Below are 15,187 nucleotides of genomic sequence, written 5' to 3'. Positions count from 1 at the left end.
GATAAATTTCAGGCAACTATATTTATCTTTTTGAACATTTATCATGAAGATAAATCATGTAAAAATTTAAAGATGGAAAACAAAGAGATTAGAAAGGTAAACCTGTTAAAGCTTCTAAATGAACATTTGCAGCAAACCGATGCGACTAAGGCTGGCTTTGCAGAACAGTGTGGACTGAACCCCGCCCAGCTCAGCCAGGTATTAGGCAATGAGGCATTTAGAAATATTGGTGACAGGCTTGCCCGCCGGATTGAAAGTTCACTAAAGCTTCCTACTGGATGGCTGGATAGCATTCATCCTGACAACATCCCAGAAGATGAGATTGAGATTGCAGGCGCACCTGCCAGCGGCTTTGTACGAGTGGTGGGAGAAGCTTTACTGGGCACAGATGGCTCGGTGGATATGATGGAACTTCATGCCGGATGGTTATGTATATGTAGCAAGGACCAGGAAGCTTTTGGGCTGAAAGTGAAAGGCGATAGCATGTGGCCAAGGATTCAATCAGGTGAGTTCGTCGTAATAGAACCCAATACGCCTGTTCAGGTCGGAGATGAAGTTTTCGTAAGGACCAGGGACGGGCGTAACATGATAAAAATTTTTAATAAAACTCGAGACGGATCTTTTCTATTTACAAGTGTAAATAGCCAGCATCATCCAATCACCTTGGCTCCAGACGAGGTTGAAAAAATCCAATATGTTGCAGCAATACTAAAGCATACGCGTTTCCTGGAACACCTTAGTAAAGCCAGTTAACCGCCTTCGCCCCCCCCCTTCACAAACATCCTTTTCTCGAAACCTTCTCAATGCAGGTTTCGAGATAAATAAAAACCACTATAAATCAAATGGATATATCAAATATCAGGATATTTATCATTTTGATATTGACTGAAATTTATCATGAAGATAAAGTCAGTTTTGAGCAGGGAAATCCTATCAACCTGCATGACATCAAGCTCTTTAACAACGAGCGGGAAGCTCTACGAAGGGTGCCGAGAACGCACCGAACCTCAGGTTACTGCGTGCATTGTTGCGACAGTGCAGCCAGTAACTTAACGGAGGGATGTATGGCGAAAATCAGCTATGGCAGATCTGTTAAACCTGTAGCCAAAAACAATGCCCGGGCACGCCGGCATATGCGGCGCATGCTTGAGGCGATTGCGTGCCGCAAGATTGAAGAAATTCTGGCTTCAGAGCTGGGATGGGAGCCGCCAGCACGGGCTACTGAACTCTGCCGGGCGGAAAACCATTGCAGGCGAGCAGTAACCGATCGCGTAAGTAAGGCCGTGGAGACGGAAACCGAATATCACAAACAGATTATGGCTGGCGCTGCGAAGTATCCTGATTACCGAATGAACTCTCAATTCACCAAAGTTTGCAACGAGGCAGGTCGACAAATACACGCCGTCCAGAAAAAATGCCGATTCGGTAATAACTGATATTTTATTCACTAATCTAGAGCGGCTAAGTTATGATATTAAATAGCTAATTCTATTTATAAACAATTACGACACTAATTACATCTAAAACCACGAAAGGGTTCAATCACAAAAATTATTTTTGCTTATTGCTTTTACTTCGCTCAAGTGCAAATAGAGGATAACAAAGCAATGCCATCGCAAAAACCGTATAGCTAGTCAATAGATTTACAGTAACCTTGTCATCTGGCCCCGAAAGCATAAAGAAATCAAAATAGATAGAAAGGAAGACCCCTACCATCACATTCATAATAAAGTAAATTATAGCTGCTATTTTTTCTTTATATTTAAAATACGGGAAAACATAAAATACTCTGGCGAGCCTACGTTTAGGGAAGTACGATAAAAACCAGAAAAAACCAATGTGTATGGTAGCCCATATCATTGAATCAGGAGGGTTATTGAAATCAAGTTTTCCGGCCATCCAATTATAGACAATTAAGCCAAGCAAGCCATATACCATGGCCATAAGTATAGAATAGAGATTCTGAAAGTATGTGGAACTAGTTTCCTTGTTGATATCCATATCGAAGCCTCATTGCAATCAAATAAAAGGTCACATTATTGATGTGTGCTTTAAATTAAAATTTCATAAAACAGAAAACCATTATTGTCTCAAAAGAATGAAGATTCAAGAAATGTTTCGAATAAATTCTCACACTCTCATTCCTATGTTGTTATGACGAAACCGGAGAAAACTATGCACAAAAACAAACCTTCGCGTGTGCTGAGCCAGAAAGAAATGCGCAGCCTCGCTCTTGTTCACGTGCAGGCGTATGTCAATGCCTGTCACTGCCAGTCCCGCCGCGATGTGCTGCTTGCGCTGGCCCACTGGCAGGATGTGGGCGTGAACATGAGTGATTTCATCAGAAATACGCGCCTCATCGTCATTGATGAAAATGGCAAACACGAGCTTTAAGGAGCCGTTCCGCCAGCCCTTAATCGACAGCATATTCACCTGACCCGGAGGTCACCATGCAACATCGTGAGACTGCAGAAAAAGCCACAGAAGCGCTGCTGAATGTGGCTTATCAGCTGTGTTCATTAATAAATATGTTTGAAGCGAGTGAGCAGGAGGGAAAAATCAGTAAAGAAGAAGGAGAAACATACCGGCGCGCCGTAATGGGCTCAATGGATGAATTACTGACTTCAACCCTCACGCCTATTGTCGACATTCACCCTGATTTACGGCCTTCAGGCTGCTGTTGCTGTGCAGATCCAGAGGCAGAAGAGGATAACCAGTCATAACGGTGTCTCTCATAACGTAAACATAACCGCCCGCTGTGGCGGTTTTTTTATACCTCAACGGAGACGAGACATGAATATCCCTGCCCGTAATAGCATGTTCATCGGCATACCCGGTTCGCTGAACCGAATGGTGCCTATTGTTCAGAAACTCGCGGCAGCCTGTGCTGCTGAGATGAGGTTGCGCTCATGCCGAAACCTCGTGCTCCGGTAAGGATCAAACAGCGCGCCGAAAGGATTATCCATTCATGGCGTGCCGGACAAATCCGGGCGAGGCGAACCTGTCGTGATAGATACCTCACGCTTCGGGTCACCCCGCAATGGCGACTCCTCTCCAGAGATAACGGACAGCATTGGGAGTTGCTCAGTCACGCAGATTATGACAAACAGATTTAAGGCCAGCGCTTCGCTTAAGCGTCCCGCTGGCTTAGGCAGTCAATCATCCATATTTAATCACTGGCCTTCTGCTGACGACGGGCCAGCGCGATTAAGGAGTAACCGTGAAAATTGATTACATCACCAATGGTGTGCGTTCGATACTCACCATCAAGAGCTTCATTTTATGCCTTTCTGAGCATATCCGTGTTGTTGAGGCTGCACTGGAAGCCGCCCCTGAAGCTGATGTCACAACTACCGGCATTATTATTCTCCGGACACTGATATCAGGTGATCCGGTGAGTATCTTTGCCGCGCTGAACGCCGCAAGACAAGAGGAGGAGTATTGAACTACCCCCCTTTAACGGGTTGTGGTCTTGTCCGGTAAATTTCCATTTTACCTTCTGGCCACACCTCTTTCTGACAGCCAGCCCGGCTTTTCACTAAGCGTATTCGTTTAAACCAACTGTTCAAAGGACCATTTCCCATGATGCAACCAGCCATCAGGGGCGATGCCGCTTTTGCTCGCCCTTTTCACGCCATCCGCGATATCGAGTTTTCAGCAGAAAACATCGTTACCGGTGCCAGTTTTTCATCGTCATCCTCTCCGGCACTGCCACCTCAACCACCGCTGCCGCTGATTCAGGTGGCTATCGATCGTGTTATCGGAATTCTGCTTAAGGAGGGTCAGCCATGATGACGCCATATGCTTTGCTGGAAAGACACAAGGACCTGCTTGATGTGCAGGAGCAGGAGGCGATAAGGAAGGAGCAGTGGATCGATGATGAGGCACAGCGACTTCTGACCTGCTTTCCGGATCATCTTTATCTGTTCCGCCACTGGAACCTGCATCCTGAGGTGAAGAAATGCTGTGCTCATCTGGAAGCAAATGAGACTTACATCGATTTTATTACGAAACTGGCTTACCTGCAGGCGACCCGCAATTACGAGCTTCAGGTCGTGCTTGGGTGGGAGGAACCTGCGCAATGAAACCCGGTATTTATTTTGGCCTCAGTAATGAGGCCTATCAGTCGGGCCCGGGCGTCAGCAAATCACAGCTGGATGATATTGCAGTTGATCCGGCGATCTACCTCTGGCGGAAAAATGCGCCGGTCGACGATGAGAAGATCACAGCACTGGATATGGGCACTGCCCTGCACTGCCTGCTGCTTGAACCCGATGCGTTTGATGCGCGCTTTATCGTCGCGCCGGAATTTAACCGGCGGACCACTGCTGGCAAGGCGGACGAAAAACAGTTTCTGCAGGAGTGTGCTGAGAGCGGCAGAAAGGTTATGGACGCTGAACAGGGCCGCAGACTATGGCTCATGCGCGACAGCGTCTTTTCCCACCACGGCGCGCGCTTTTTTCTGGAAGCCGCGGGGCAGTGTGAAGCGTCCATCTACTGGATGGATGATGAAACAGACGAGCTGTGCCGCATCCGCCCGGATAAATACCTGACAGAGCGCCCCGTCATGGTGGATGTGAAGAAAGTCGCTGACATGGCGCGCTTCGCGCGACACATCGAAGAGTTCCGCTATCACGTCCAGGTCGCCATGTATCGCGAAGGTTTCCGCCGGCACTTCGGTGAGACCCCGCAGTTCATTTTTATCGCCGTCAGCGAATCGGCTGACTGTGGCCGCTATCCGGTACGCCTCTATGAGCTGAGCCGGGATGATGTCGCAGCCGGTTACGATCTGTTCCGGCGTGACCTGAACCGCTTTCATGACTGCGTCATCACAGGTAACTGGGGTGGCATTCAAGAAATCTCACGCCCTGAATGGGCCCGGAAAAAGGACAGACTATGAGTAACGACATGACCGAAACATCCCTGACCGGAACAGACAGCCGCTCGGCCGTATTCAGCCCGGACGGGCTCGATAAGCTCATCCGCTTTGCTGCTGTCATGGCTGAGGGACACGTTACCGTCCCTGCACACCTGAAAGGTAATGCTTCCGACTGCCTGGCCGTAAGCATGCAGGCGGTTCAGTGGGGCATGAACCCCTTCGCGGTGGCGCAGAAAACCCACCTCGTTCACGGTGTTCTGGGGTATGAGGCACAACTTGTGAACGCGGTCATCACGAGCATGGCACCGACTCATGATCGCCTTCATTACGAGTGGTACGGCCCCTGGGAAAACGTTATCGGCAAGTTTAAAGAAAAAACATCTGCAAAAGACAGCGACAAAAAATTTTACGTTCAGGCCTGGACGTTCACAGATGAGGAGAAATGCGGCGTACGTGTCTGGGCAACCATGAAAGGCGAGAAACATCCCCGGGTCCTTGAATTACTGCTTTCCCAGGCACAGCCCAGAAACTCACCGCTCTGGGCCACGGATCCTAAGCAGCAGTTAGCGTACCTGGCAGTGAAGCGCTGGGCCCGGCTGCACTGTCCGGATGTCATTCTCGGGGTTTATACCCCGGATGAGATCGGGTCAGAGACGCCTCCTATGCGTGACATCACGCCGGTGGAAACAGCAGAAGATCTGAATGCCCTCATCAATGCCCAGACGGAAACCAGACCGGCTCAGCACACTGAACCGGAGGCCAGGCCGGCAGAACGTTCAGAACCGTTGACGACATCAGAAGAAACTGCCGGCAAAAACGCCGTGACCAGGACCTCTCAGGGAACGCCCGAAAGTCCGTCACCGGCAAAGCGAACGGCAGAAACGCTCCTGGCTGATTTCACCGAGGCAGCTGCGAAGGCAGAGACCATTGATGAGCTGGCCCGTTGCTACCGCTACGCAGCCCAGATGCTGTCGGATGACACTAACCTGCTGAGTAAGGCAACGGATGTCGCGCGTATAAGAAGAGAAGAACTCAGTGAGCAGAAGACAGGCCGTATGCCCTCTGAGCCGGGTACTGAACAGGAGCAGTGAAATGTGGATATGGAAAGACCCCGTCAGCGGGGAAATCCTGACGACCTATGGTTCGTATGCCATCGAGGCCGCCAGGGCTGAAAGGCTGAACCTGTATGGTCGTGCAGCAACATTATGGGAAAAAGCGCGTTCACTGCCCTGCTCTGAAGCAGACAGGGAGTGGGCCGGATTAAGAAAACAGTTCTGCCAGACGGCAAAACGCAATGCCTGGGGAAAAAGCGATGGTAATGACAGCAAACCTGTCAGCTTACCGTGACCGTACAGCCTGTTACCAGGCACGGGCCGGTCCCGGATAAAGCGGAATAAAATATTATGCTCGCCGCAGAAGTCATGTGAGACGCGGCATCAGATCAGAACAGCAGAAATTATGCGGAAAAAATTATGGCCCGTATGATCAAATTAACCGCATGGGCAGCAGAAGAGTTTGGTGAACCCGTTCCGGGAATCGCCACTCTCAGCAAATACGCGAAGAACGGCATGATATATCCCCTTCCAGTTAAGGTCGGAAACTGCTGGCGCGTGGACCGGTCTGCCCGGTTTACAGGAACGCAGGGTAAGCCCGCGGTTTACACAGATGATAACCCTGTGCTGAAAAGGATCCTTGAAGATGGCCAGACCAAGAAAATATAACGTAACTATACCCGGGCTTTCATGTTATCTGGATTCGCGCACCAAGCGTGTTTACTGGCGTTATAAACATCCTGTCACCGGCAAGTTTCATGGACTCGGCACAGATGAAAATGAAGCCCGTCAAATCGCCACTGAAGCCAATATCCGGTTAGCGCAGAGCCGGCTGCAGAATTTGCTACAAGTGCGTCGCCACATTGCTGATGATGTTGCCGGAAAAATAACGGTTTCCTGCTGGGCTGAAAAGTACCTTCGAATACAGGAGAGGCGCTTTGAAAACGGCGAAATAAAAACGCCCACAGTCAGGAGCCGGAAAACAGTTACCAGAGTCCTCGTTAGGGAGCTGGGATTGAAATATATGGATGAAGTTTCGGTAAAAGATATCAGTAATATTCTTGAGCATTATATTGAGCAGGGTAAATCCACCATGGCACAGGCTATTCGGAATATTGCTGTGGATTTTTTCAAAGAATCCCAGAGAGCCGGGGAAGTCAGCCCCGAATTTAACCCTGCACTTTTAACCCGCGCACCCAAAGTCAGAATCAGACGTACCCGGCTCGATATAGAAACCTGGCAGAAAATATATGACTGCGGGACATATCCTGCTTATCTGCAGCGTGCCATGCTGCTGGCATTACTAACCGGCCAGCGCATCAGCGATATAACAAAAATGAAGTTTTCAGATATCTGGGACGGCTATCTTCATGTACAGCAGGAAAAAACCGGTGCGCGAATTGCTATTCCACTATCCCTACGCTGTGAAGTTCTCGGGCTGAGCCTGGAAGAGGTCATAAACCGGTGCCGCGATAATATTCTGAGCCCTTATATCCTGCATCACACGAGGAGAAGCGGATCATCTGAAAGAGGCGACCCGATAACGTCACACACCCTCCGGACCCATTTCATGGCTGCTCGTCAGGCAACGGGCCTTAAATGGGAAACAGGCGCAGCACCAACCTTCCATGAACAGCGTTCGCTGTCAGAACGGCTTTACCGGAAACAGGGTGTCGATACACGTACGCTGCTGGGTCATAAAAGACAGGAGATGACAGATAAATATAACGACGATCGTGACCAGGGATGGAAGCATCTGGTGGTTAAAAAATAATCCGTTTTGCAGAAGAGTTTTGCAGGGGTTTTGCAGAAGACCCTTTTTACAGCCGCTAAAACGGCGCAGATCCAGATGAACTCAGTCCGGAAGATCTCCGAAAACCGGCCGGATTAAACGGTCCGGACTGAGCCTTTTCAGATGTGCAGAAAGGGGATTATTTGCCGAGAATTTCCCGGCGCACGATGTCAGCACCCGCGCTTAACGCGGCCAGTTTGCCGCTGGCAACCTGACGGGATAACGGCACCATGCCGCAGTTGGTCGACGGATAAAGTTTATCTGCATCAACGAATTGCAGCGCCTTACGCAGGGTACTGGCGACCTCTTCGGCGGTTTCAACGGCGTTAGTTGCCACGTCAATTGCCCCCACCATCACCTTTTTACCGCGAACCAGTTCAATCAGATCCATCGGCACGCGTGAGTTCTGACACTCCAGCGAAATGATGTCGATAGCTGATTTCTGCAGCTTAGGGAACACCTCTTCATACTGCCGCCACTCGGTGCCGAGCGTCTTCTTCCAGTCGGTGTTGGCTTTGATACCGTAGCCATAACAAATGTGGACAGCCGTTTCACATTTAAGCCCTTCAACGGCTCGTTCTAACGCGGCGATGCCCCAGTCGTTGACTTCATCGAAAAAGACGTTAAAGGCGGGTTCATCAAACTGGATGATATCGACGCCGGCCGCCTCTAATTCTCTGGCTTCCTGGTTGAGGATTTTGGCAAATTCCCAGGCGAGTTTTTCACGGCTTTTGTAGTGACCGTCATAAAGCGTATCAATCATCGTCATCGGGCCGGGCAGCGCCCATTTGATCGGCTGGCGGGTCAGCTGACGCAAAAACCGGGCGTCTTCAACAAATACCGGCTTCAGGCGGGCAACCTCACCGACTACTGAAGGCACGCTCGCATCATAACGATCGCGGATTTTGACGATCTGACGTTTTTCAAAATCGACACCGCTGAGGTGTTCAATAAAAGTGGTGACAAAATGCTGACGTGTTTGCTCACCATCACTGACAATATCGATGCCTGAGTGCAGCTGATCTGCCAGGCTGATACGCAGCGCATCAAGTTTGCCCTCAGCTAATTCATCACCCTGCAATTTCCACGGCGACCACAGGGTTTCAGGTTGGGCCAGCCATGAAGGTTTAGGTAAACTGCCAGCAGTCGATGTCGGTAATAATGTGTTCATAATAAATAACCTTTTTATTTAGAGGGTTCAAACAATGGGCTGGGCAAACCATTGTTCAAGAAGCGTCTGCCAGGGCTTAATGAAAAGTTCTTCCGTAAATTTACCCTGTTCAACGGCCAGCTGGCTGCGCTCTTCGCGATCGTAAACAATGCGCGTTAATGAATAATCCTGATGCGTCAGGCTGGGCTGATAGACATTTCCCGCTGCTGAATTGGCATTGTAAATTTCAGGCCGGTATATTTTCTGAAACGTTTCCATGGTGCTGATGGTGCTAATCAGTTCGAGGTTGCTGTAATCATGCAGCAGATCACCCTGGAAATAAAAAGCCAGCGGCGCAACGCTGTTACGCGGCATGAAATAACGCGCCCGCAGGCCCATCTTCGCGAAATAGTCATCGGTCAGCGAGGTTTCATTCTGGGCATATTCATCACCCAGCACCGGATGATGATTGCCGGTGCGGTGATAGGTATTTTTACTGGAGACGCTCAGGCATATCACCGGCGACTTACTGAATTTCTCTTTATAGGCCGCTGAGTTAACGAAGCTTTTGAAGATATTGCCATGCAGCACGCCATAATTTTCCGGCGTGCTGAATTCAGTTCTGTTCTTATTGTGGGCGGGCAACACCACGCTGAAATCATAATCACGCACATACGATGAGAAGTTATTGCCGACAATGCCTTCAATGCGCTGCTGGGTGTGATGATCAATAATATGCGTTTTTAAAACTTCAATCACCGGGAAAGCATCCGCACGGCCTTGCGCATTGATCGCTAACTCCACCGAGATAATTTCCAGCTCTACCGAATAACGGTCACCTTTCGGGTTATCCCAGTTCGCCAGCGCGTTAAAACGGTTATCAATCATGACCAGCGCGTTGCGTAAATTATCCTGACGCTTTTCACCCCGGGCTAAGTTGGCAAAATTAGTGGTGATGCGCGTATTTTCAGACGGATTATAGTTCTCGTCGAAACGCAGACTTTTAAGAGTAAATGTAAACGCATTATTCATCGCAATCTGGCACCCTGATCGTCTGATATAAAATATGAGATTCGCAATGTATAGCGGAGAGAAACCGGGCAGCGCTGGCGAATCTTCATATTATCAATTGATATTAACAATGCATCCTTTATGCCTCAGACGGAGAGTGAAAAAAAGTGATTTAATTTCACCGAACATGAGAGATGTTCATGTTCGGTTATCAGGATGAAGATGAGGTGTTATCGCGATGGCGGGCATCAGCCCTGCCCGCATCAACGTCGTCTCTGTCTGTTCATCCTTCCTTCAGACACGGTCCCGCGATTTCAACGCAGTTTGACGTAATGAGAAATATTCCGTCAGAAGTTTAGCGATGCCGTGCCGAATTGCCGGAAGGCGTCATCCACCGGTTGATAACCCAGCACTTCCCGGGTCGCGGTGAGGTCAAAGCGCTTAAACCGATTATCTGAAATTCCATAGCCGATAAAGAAGCTGATATTTTCCGCCTCAATCGCACAGGTTAGCAGCCTGACCGCATCCTGCGGACTCAGCCAGGCGCTGTAGTCGCGGGCATTTTTCAGCACGCCGGCCTGTGGTGGTTCAAAAGCCCCGATTCTGAGCGCGATACAGGAAAGCCCGCGCTGACTGGCATAAAAAGAGCAGAGCGCCTCACCGAAACACTTGGTGACGCCGTACAGATTAGCCGGCGCAACCGCCATCGCTGGCTGGATCTGTACATCAACCGGAGAACCTTCAATGGTCTGGGCGCTGCTGGCAAAAACAAAACGACGACAGGCAGTGGCGGCAGCGGCTTCAAGCAGCCAGGTGACGGCAAGGATATTGGCAGGCAGCAGCTGTTCGAAGGTGGCATCGGCATGCGGGATACCGGCCAGGTGGACGATGGTATCAGGCTGCGCGGTGGCCAGCAGCGTTGCCGCCGCGCCCGGCAGTGAAAGATCGGCGGCGATAAACTGATGCGGCGTCGCGATTTCATAATCCGGCAGTTTCAGGTCGGTCAGGATGAACTCATAGGCTTCACTCAAAGCGCTGAAGCAGGTGCGGCCAATCAATCCGGCCACTGGCACCGGTGAGCAGGATCTTTTTGCGGTCTGGCATTCTCTCTGTTCCCTGATTAATGGTATCGGATGGTGATCAAATGCAGATTAAAAATTGTGACGCTGACCTGCTGCGACAGCTAACAGTGCCTCGCCTGCGGCCGTTGAATCGGCGTAAATTCAGAAGGTAACAGCCGGGTGCAGGAGCTGATAAAGCGGGACGGCAAGCGCCGATAAGGCAGGACGGCAAGCTTGATCATGCCACAGCAAAAACGGCGATGCCGCAGACAGCGGGTAACCCAACCACGCGGTCGCGGCACGCGCTGTATCACCCCTGGCCGAAAATCTTAATCACCGCATCCAGATGCTCCTTCATCGCCTTCTTCGCGGCACGGCTGTCACGCGCTTCCAGCGCATTCAGAATGGCGAGATGTTCAATCTCAGAACGGTGCGGCATGTCCTGTGGAGTGTAGTGTAGCTGCAAGCTGCGGAACATAGTGCCGTAACGGTGGCCCAGCAGATGGCCGATGATAAATGCATAGGCGGGATTTCCACTGGCCTGAGCAATGCGGATATGGAACAGACGATCGCCAGGGTGGGTCGCCGAACCATTGCGATTATCGTAGCAATTTTGCTCATATGCCTGCCTGATCGCAGCAAGTTCTTCATCAGTGGCGTTTCTTGCCGCCAGCGCAGCCGTTTCGGGTTCGATCAACCGGCGGGTCTGTAACAGCGAAAATGGCGGCAGCTCAGCGGTAAAGTCCAGTTCAATGTTCAGCTCATCATCGACGTCGGCCCACTGATTGCGGCCCGCCTGCGACATCACCGGTTCCTGAGAAGGCGCAGCCGGTTGAGCTGGCGGCTGACGTACAATCACGCCGTTACCGACCCGCACATCCACCAGCCCAATCACTTCAAGCGCGATCAATGCTTCCCGCACCGACGCGCGGCTGACCTGCAGCAGACTGGCTAATTCACGCTCGGCTGGCAGTCGGCTGCCGGGTGGAAACTCTTTATTATCAATTAATGTTTTTAGCTGGTCAGCTATCTGCCTGTAAATCCTTGGGTTTTCTAATCTTTTTATCGGCATCGGACACCTGAGGTCAATTCTCATTAAGTGATTCAGCTAGCATTTTCCAGACAAAAATCTTGCTGCTTTGTTTTATGCATGTAAAAAATTGGTTAACCGAAATGGCGTTTTAAGCAGAAGCTTGCTGGACATCTTAGCAAAAAGCACTGGTTTTAACGCTTTTTTTTCACCCCTAATGGCCTGACCATTAGACCTATAAAATGATCGTTGATTGGGAGTCACCATGAACCTGGCAGGGAAAAAAGTACTGATTACCGCCGCTGGACAAGGCATTGGTTTCACCACCGCAGCCCTGTTTGCCCGTGAAGGTGCAGAGGTGATTGCCACCGATATCAATATCAGCGCGTTACAGCAGATACCGGGAATCACAGCGCAGCGGCTCGACGTCACCGATCCTCAGGCGATCGCCGCGCTGGCAGAAACCACCGGTCCGCTCGATGTGCTGTTTAACTGCGCCGGTGTGGTTCACAGCGGCGACATAATCAGCTGCAGCGAAAGCGAATGGCAGTTCGCGCTGGATCTCAATGTCACCGCGATGTTCCGCATGATCCGCGCTTTTCTGCCAGCGATGCTGGAGCGCAATTACGGCTCGGTGATCAACATGTCGTCGGTCGCCTCCAGTATCAAAGGCGTGCCAAACCGCTTTGCCTACAGCGCCTCAAAAGCGGCAGTGATTGGCCTGACCCGTTCGGTGGCAGCAGATTACGTCACCCGTGGCATCCGCTGTAATGCGATTTGCCCCGGCACGGTGGAATCGCCTTCCCTGCGCCAGCGCATTGCCGCCCAGGCACTGGCCGAAGGACGCAGCGAAGCCGACGTTTATGCGGCGTTTGTTGCCCGTCAGCCGATCGGCCGGATGGGTAAAACCGACGAGATCGCCCAGCTGGCGCTCTATCTCGCCTCTGATGCCAGTTCCTACACCACTGGCACGGTACAGATTATTGACGGCGGCTGGAGTAACTGATCCCGCAGCCGCTCTGCTTCCCTGACATTTCACAGAAGGATAGTGATCGATGAAACTACTACGATACGGCAACCCAGGTTCCGAACGCCCCGGGCTGCTAGACAGCAACGGAAGACTGCGCGATCTCACTGCTCACGTCGCCGACATCGACGGCGATGCCCTGCAACCGGCGACGCTGAATGCATTGCGCCAGCTCGACCCGCACAGCCTGCCGCTGGTAAGCGGTGAACCCCGTCTGGGCGCGTGCGTCGCCAGAAGCGGGAAATTTATCTGTATCGGCCTGAACTACGCCGATCACGCGGCCGAGACCGGAGCTGAAATCCCGAAAGAACCGGTGGTCTTCAGTAAATGGACCAGCGCCATTGTCGGCCCGAACGATGACGTCGAAATCCCGCGTGATTCGGTGAAAACCGACTGGGAAGTTGAGCTGGGCGTGGTGATCGGCACCGGCGGCCGCTATATCAGCGAAGCCGACGCCATGGCACACGTCGCCGGTTACTGCGTGATCAACGACGTCTCTGAACGGGAATTTCAGATTGAGCGCGGCGGAACCTGGGACAAAGGCAAAGGCTGCGACACCTTCGGTCCGATTGGCCCGTGGCTGGTTACCGCCGATGAAATTCCCGATCCGCATCAGCTAAACCTGTGGCTGGAAGTGGATGGCCGGCGTTATCAGAACGGTAATACCCGCACCATGATTTTCCGCATTCCCGAAATCATCAGTTATCTCAGCCGTTTTATGAGCCTGCAACCCGGCGACATCATCTCTACCGGTACTCCGCCGGGCGTCGGTCTGGGACAAAAACCGCCGCTGTATCTGAAAGCCGGTCAGGTTATGCACCTTGGGATTGAAGGACTGGGTGAACAGCGTCAAAAGACGGTACAGGCATAGCCTCATTACAGCGGAAGGAATTTTCGATGACGACGATTACGGCTTTACGTGTAGAGGATGTGCGCTTCCCGACGTCGCTGACGATGGACGGTTCGGATGCGATGAACCCGGATCCCGACTACTCCGCGGCGTATGTGATTCTGGAAACCGACCATCCGGCGCTGCGGGGCCACGGCCTGACCTTCACCATCGGGCGCGGTAACGAAATCTGTTGTGCCGCGATTGGTGCACTGCAGCATCTGATCGTTGGCCGCCAACTGGCGGATATCACCGCCGATATGGGGAAATTCTGGCGGGATTTCACCAGCGACAGCCAGCTGCGCTGGATTGGGCCGGACAAAGGCGCTATTCATCTGGCGACCGGTGCCGTAGTGAATGCGGTATGGGATTTATGGAGTAAGGCGGTCGGCAAACCGGTGTGGCAGCTGGTGGCGGATATGACGCCGGAAGAGCTGGTGCGCTGCATTGATTTTCGCTACATCACCGACTGCATCACTCCGCAGGAGGCGCTGACGCTGCTGCAACAGCGTGCCGACAACAAAGCACAGCGCCTTGAAAAACTGCTGGCGGAAGGTTACCCGTGCTACACCACCTCGGCCGGCTGGCTGGGCTACCCCGACGACAAGCTGCGCCGTTTGTGTCAGCAGGCGGTCGATGCGGGCTTCGATTACCTGAAGCTGAAAGTCGGACGTGACCTGGAAGATGACATTCGCCGGGTGCGGATTGCCCGCGAAGTGATCGGTCCGCACCGCAAGCTGATGATCGACGCCAATCAGGTGTGGGAAACCCGCGATGCCATTCCGTGGGTTAATGCGCTGGCGTTTGCCGATCCCTGGTTTATCGAAGAACCGACCAGCCCGGATGATATCGAAGGCCATCGCACCATTCGTCAGGGTGTCGCGCCGGTCAAGGTCGCCACCGGCGAGATGTGCCAGAACCGCATCATGTTTAAGCAGTTCATCATGCGCGAAGCGATTGATGTGGTGCAGATTGACGCCTGCCGCATGGGCGGCATCAACGAAGTGCTGGCGGTGATGCTGATGGCGGCCAAATACAACCTGCCGGTTTGCCCGCATGCTGGTGGAGTCGGGTTATGCGAGTACGTGCAGCACCTTTCGATGATCGATTATCTCTGCATCGCCGGCACCCATGAAGGCCGGGTTATCGAATACGTTGACCACCTCCATGAGCATTTTGTCGATCCCTGCGAGATCCGCGGTGCCGCCTATATGCCGCCCAAATCACCTGGCTTCTCCATCGAAATGCATCAGGCATCGATCGATAAATATCGCTACCACGCCTGAGACGCAAAGG

Annotated in this window: 21 protein-coding genes; 16 read left to right on the top strand and 5 right to left on the bottom strand. The window is 51.8% G+C overall.

Features of this window, described 5'->3' with window-relative positions; all coding sequences use genetic code 11:
• Nucleotides 1–72: 72 nt before the first annotated feature.
• Together AC6I8I_RS20445 and AC6I8I_RS20440 are read left to right on the top strand one after the other, a co-directional pair.
• Complete coding sequence (locus AC6I8I_RS20445) at nt 73–753, top strand: S24 family peptidase (protein ID WP_497828913.1); 681 nt, start codon at nt 73–75, stop codon at nt 751–753.
• Between the two features lie 89 nt (nt 754–842).
• Complete coding sequence (locus AC6I8I_RS20440; protein ID WP_497828807.1) at nt 843–1,436, top strand: hypothetical protein; 594 nt, start codon at nt 843–845, stop codon at nt 1,434–1,436.
• Between the two features lie 115 nt (nt 1,437–1,551).
• Here AC6I8I_RS20440 and AC6I8I_RS20435 read toward each other — a convergent pair whose 3' ends face one another.
• Nucleotides 1,552–2,001, bottom strand: a complete 450-nt coding sequence (locus AC6I8I_RS20435; RefSeq protein WP_313188824.1) for a hypothetical protein — start codon at nt 1,999–2,001, stop codon at nt 1,552–1,554.
• Between the two features lie 174 nt (nt 2,002–2,175).
• Here AC6I8I_RS20435 and AC6I8I_RS20430 point away from each other — a divergent pair, with 174 nt between their 5' ends.
• From AC6I8I_RS20430 to AC6I8I_RS20380, 11 genes are all read left to right on the top strand, one after another.
• Nucleotides 2,176–2,394, top strand: coding sequence for a hypothetical protein (locus AC6I8I_RS20430; protein WP_069729677.1), 219 nt, complete (start codon nt 2,176–2,178; stop codon nt 2,392–2,394).
• A gap of 56 nt (nt 2,395–2,450) precedes the next feature.
• A complete protein-coding gene (locus tag AC6I8I_RS20425; RefSeq protein ID WP_497828806.1) occupies nt 2,451–2,723 on the top strand; it encodes a hypothetical protein in 273 nt (90 codons plus the stop codon).
• Between the two features lie 186 nt (nt 2,724–2,909).
• Nucleotides 2,910–3,116 carry a ParE family toxin-like protein gene (locus tag AC6I8I_RS20420; protein WP_122983653.1) on the top strand — a complete coding sequence of 69 codons (207 nt, stop codon included), beginning with the start codon at nt 2,910–2,912 and terminating at the stop codon, nt 3,114–3,116.
• A gap of 104 nt (nt 3,117–3,220) precedes the next feature.
• Nucleotides 3,221–3,445, top strand: a complete 225-nt coding sequence (locus AC6I8I_RS20415) for a hypothetical protein (RefSeq protein WP_069729679.1) — start codon at nt 3,221–3,223, stop codon at nt 3,443–3,445.
• Nucleotides 3,446–3,582: 137 nt separating this feature from the next.
• Nucleotides 3,583–3,792 carry a hypothetical protein gene (locus AC6I8I_RS20410; RefSeq protein WP_497828805.1) on the top strand — a complete coding sequence of 70 codons (210 nt, stop codon included), beginning with the start codon at nt 3,583–3,585 and terminating at the stop codon, nt 3,790–3,792.
• Nucleotides 3,789–4,085 (top strand): host nuclease inhibitor GamL, encoded by a 297-nt coding sequence (gene gamL / locus AC6I8I_RS20405; RefSeq protein WP_497820754.1) that lies wholly within the window; start codon nt 3,789–3,791, stop codon nt 4,083–4,085. The genes AC6I8I_RS20410 and gamL overlap by 4 nt, the downstream gene beginning before the upstream one ends.
• Nucleotides 4,082–4,900, top strand: coding sequence for a PD-(D/E)XK nuclease-like domain-containing protein (locus tag AC6I8I_RS20400; protein ID WP_497820753.1), 819 nt, complete (start codon nt 4,082–4,084; stop codon nt 4,898–4,900). Before gamL ends, AC6I8I_RS20400 begins: the two co-directional genes overlap by 4 nt.
• Complete coding sequence (locus AC6I8I_RS20395) at nt 4,897–5,970, top strand: RecT family recombinase (RefSeq protein ID WP_497828804.1); 1,074 nt, start codon at nt 4,897–4,899, stop codon at nt 5,968–5,970. Before AC6I8I_RS20400 ends, AC6I8I_RS20395 begins: the two co-directional genes overlap by 4 nt.
• A gap of 1 nt (nt 5,971) precedes the next feature.
• The gene (locus tag AC6I8I_RS20390) at nt 5,972–6,226 is read left to right on the top strand and encodes an ANR family transcriptional regulator (RefSeq protein ID WP_497820751.1); all 255 of its coding nucleotides are present in this window, start codon (nt 5,972–5,974) and stop codon (nt 6,224–6,226) included.
• Nucleotides 6,227–6,351: 125 nt separating this feature from the next.
• Nucleotides 6,352–6,600 (top strand): excisionase, encoded by a 249-nt coding sequence (locus AC6I8I_RS20385; protein ID WP_497820750.1) that lies wholly within the window; start codon nt 6,352–6,354, stop codon nt 6,598–6,600.
• Nucleotides 6,578–7,705: a phage integrase Arm DNA-binding domain-containing protein gene (locus AC6I8I_RS20380; RefSeq protein ID WP_497828803.1), complete on the top strand. Its 1,128-nt coding sequence runs from the start codon at nt 6,578–6,580 to the stop codon at nt 7,703–7,705. Before AC6I8I_RS20385 ends, AC6I8I_RS20380 begins: the two co-directional genes overlap by 23 nt.
• 157 nt (nt 7,706–7,862) lie before the next feature.
• Here AC6I8I_RS20380 and AC6I8I_RS20375 read toward each other — a convergent pair whose 3' ends face one another.
• The 4 genes from AC6I8I_RS20375 to AC6I8I_RS20360 form a co-directional block, all read right to left on the bottom strand.
• Complete coding sequence (locus AC6I8I_RS20375) at nt 7,863–8,894, bottom strand: methionine synthase (RefSeq protein ID WP_497828802.1); 1,032 nt, start codon at nt 8,892–8,894, stop codon at nt 7,863–7,865.
• Nucleotides 8,895–8,921: 27 nt separating this feature from the next.
• The gene (locus tag AC6I8I_RS20370) at nt 8,922–9,905 is read right to left on the bottom strand and encodes a DUF1852 domain-containing protein (protein WP_497828801.1); all 984 of its coding nucleotides are present in this window, start codon (nt 9,903–9,905) and stop codon (nt 8,922–8,924) included.
• Between the two features lie 326 nt (nt 9,906–10,231).
• Complete coding sequence (locus AC6I8I_RS20365) at nt 10,232–10,957, bottom strand: NAD-dependent epimerase/dehydratase family protein (protein WP_497828800.1); 726 nt, start codon at nt 10,955–10,957, stop codon at nt 10,232–10,234.
• Between the two features lie 298 nt (nt 10,958–11,255).
• Nucleotides 11,256–12,017, bottom strand: a complete 762-nt coding sequence (locus AC6I8I_RS20360; protein ID WP_312757829.1) for a FadR/GntR family transcriptional regulator — start codon at nt 12,015–12,017, stop codon at nt 11,256–11,258.
• Nucleotides 12,018–12,240: 223 nt separating this feature from the next.
• Here AC6I8I_RS20360 and AC6I8I_RS20355 point away from each other — a divergent pair, with 223 nt between their 5' ends.
• Genes AC6I8I_RS20355 through AC6I8I_RS20345 form a run of 3 tightly spaced genes read left to right on the top strand, consistent with a single transcriptional unit; the run spans nt 12,241 to nt 15,177 of the window.
• Nucleotides 12,241–12,981: an SDR family oxidoreductase gene (locus AC6I8I_RS20355; RefSeq protein WP_497828799.1), complete on the top strand. Its 741-nt coding sequence runs from the start codon at nt 12,241–12,243 to the stop codon at nt 12,979–12,981.
• A gap of 49 nt (nt 12,982–13,030) precedes the next feature.
• Nucleotides 13,031–13,873, top strand: a complete 843-nt coding sequence (locus AC6I8I_RS20350) for a fumarylacetoacetate hydrolase family protein (RefSeq protein ID WP_312053766.1) — start codon at nt 13,031–13,033, stop codon at nt 13,871–13,873.
• A gap of 26 nt (nt 13,874–13,899) precedes the next feature.
• Nucleotides 13,900–15,177, top strand: a complete 1,278-nt coding sequence (locus AC6I8I_RS20345) for an L-fuconate dehydratase (RefSeq protein ID WP_312053764.1) — start codon at nt 13,900–13,902, stop codon at nt 15,175–15,177.
• The last annotated feature ends 10 nt before the right edge of the window (nt 15,178–15,187 follow it).

This window comes from Pantoea sp. X-Soil-YNGN-775, assembly GCF_059730575.1.
The sequence above is the reverse complement of the archived record's forward strand: the minus strand, read 5'-3'. Positions and strand labels throughout refer to the sequence as shown.

Excerpts from the sequence above, each read along its gene's own strand:
- AC6I8I_RS20440 (WP_497828807.1), top strand. The coding sequence starts at position 843 with ATGGATATATCAAATATCAGGATATTTATCATTTTGATATTGACTGAA.
- gamL (WP_497820754.1), top strand. The coding sequence starts at position 3,789 with ATGATGACGCCATATGCTTTGCTGGAAAGACACAAGGACCTGCTTGAT.
- AC6I8I_RS20395 (WP_497828804.1), top strand. The coding sequence starts at position 4,897 with ATGAGTAACGACATGACCGAAACATCCCTGACCGGAACAGACAGCCGC.
- AC6I8I_RS20420 (WP_122983653.1), top strand. The coding sequence starts at position 2,910 with ATGCCGAAACCTCGTGCTCCGGTAAGGATCAAACAGCGCGCCGAAAGG.
- AC6I8I_RS20355 (WP_497828799.1), top strand. The coding sequence starts at position 12,241 with ATGAACCTGGCAGGGAAAAAAGTACTGATTACCGCCGCTGGACAAGGC.
- AC6I8I_RS20400 (WP_497820753.1), top strand. The coding sequence starts at position 4,082 with ATGAAACCCGGTATTTATTTTGGCCTCAGTAATGAGGCCTATCAGTCG.
- AC6I8I_RS20445 (WP_497828913.1), top strand. The coding sequence starts at position 73 with ATGGAAAACAAAGAGATTAGAAAGGTAAACCTGTTAAAGCTTCTAAAT.
- AC6I8I_RS20435 (WP_313188824.1), bottom strand. The coding sequence starts at position 2,001 with ATGGATATCAACAAGGAAACTAGTTCCACATACTTTCAGAATCTCTAT.
- AC6I8I_RS20380 (WP_497828803.1), top strand. The coding sequence starts at position 6,578 with ATGGCCAGACCAAGAAAATATAACGTAACTATACCCGGGCTTTCATGT.
- AC6I8I_RS20375 (WP_497828802.1), bottom strand. The coding sequence starts at position 8,894 with ATGAACACATTATTACCGACATCGACTGCTGGCAGTTTACCTAAACCT.
- AC6I8I_RS20430 (WP_069729677.1), top strand. The coding sequence starts at position 2,176 with ATGCACAAAAACAAACCTTCGCGTGTGCTGAGCCAGAAAGAAATGCGC.
- AC6I8I_RS20425 (WP_497828806.1), top strand. The coding sequence starts at position 2,451 with ATGCAACATCGTGAGACTGCAGAAAAAGCCACAGAAGCGCTGCTGAAT.
- AC6I8I_RS20390 (WP_497820751.1), top strand. The coding sequence starts at position 5,972 with ATGTGGATATGGAAAGACCCCGTCAGCGGGGAAATCCTGACGACCTAT.
- AC6I8I_RS20350 (WP_312053766.1), top strand. The coding sequence starts at position 13,031 with ATGAAACTACTACGATACGGCAACCCAGGTTCCGAACGCCCCGGGCTG.
- AC6I8I_RS20410 (WP_497828805.1), top strand. The coding sequence starts at position 3,583 with ATGATGCAACCAGCCATCAGGGGCGATGCCGCTTTTGCTCGCCCTTTT.
- AC6I8I_RS20385 (WP_497820750.1), top strand. The coding sequence starts at position 6,352 with ATGGCCCGTATGATCAAATTAACCGCATGGGCAGCAGAAGAGTTTGGT.
- AC6I8I_RS20370 (WP_497828801.1), bottom strand. The coding sequence starts at position 9,905 with ATGAATAATGCGTTTACATTTACTCTTAAAAGTCTGCGTTTCGACGAG.
- AC6I8I_RS20345 (WP_312053764.1), top strand. The coding sequence starts at position 13,900 with ATGACGACGATTACGGCTTTACGTGTAGAGGATGTGCGCTTCCCGACG.
- AC6I8I_RS20360 (WP_312757829.1), bottom strand. The coding sequence starts at position 12,017 with ATGCCGATAAAAAGATTAGAAAACCCAAGGATTTACAGGCAGATAGCT.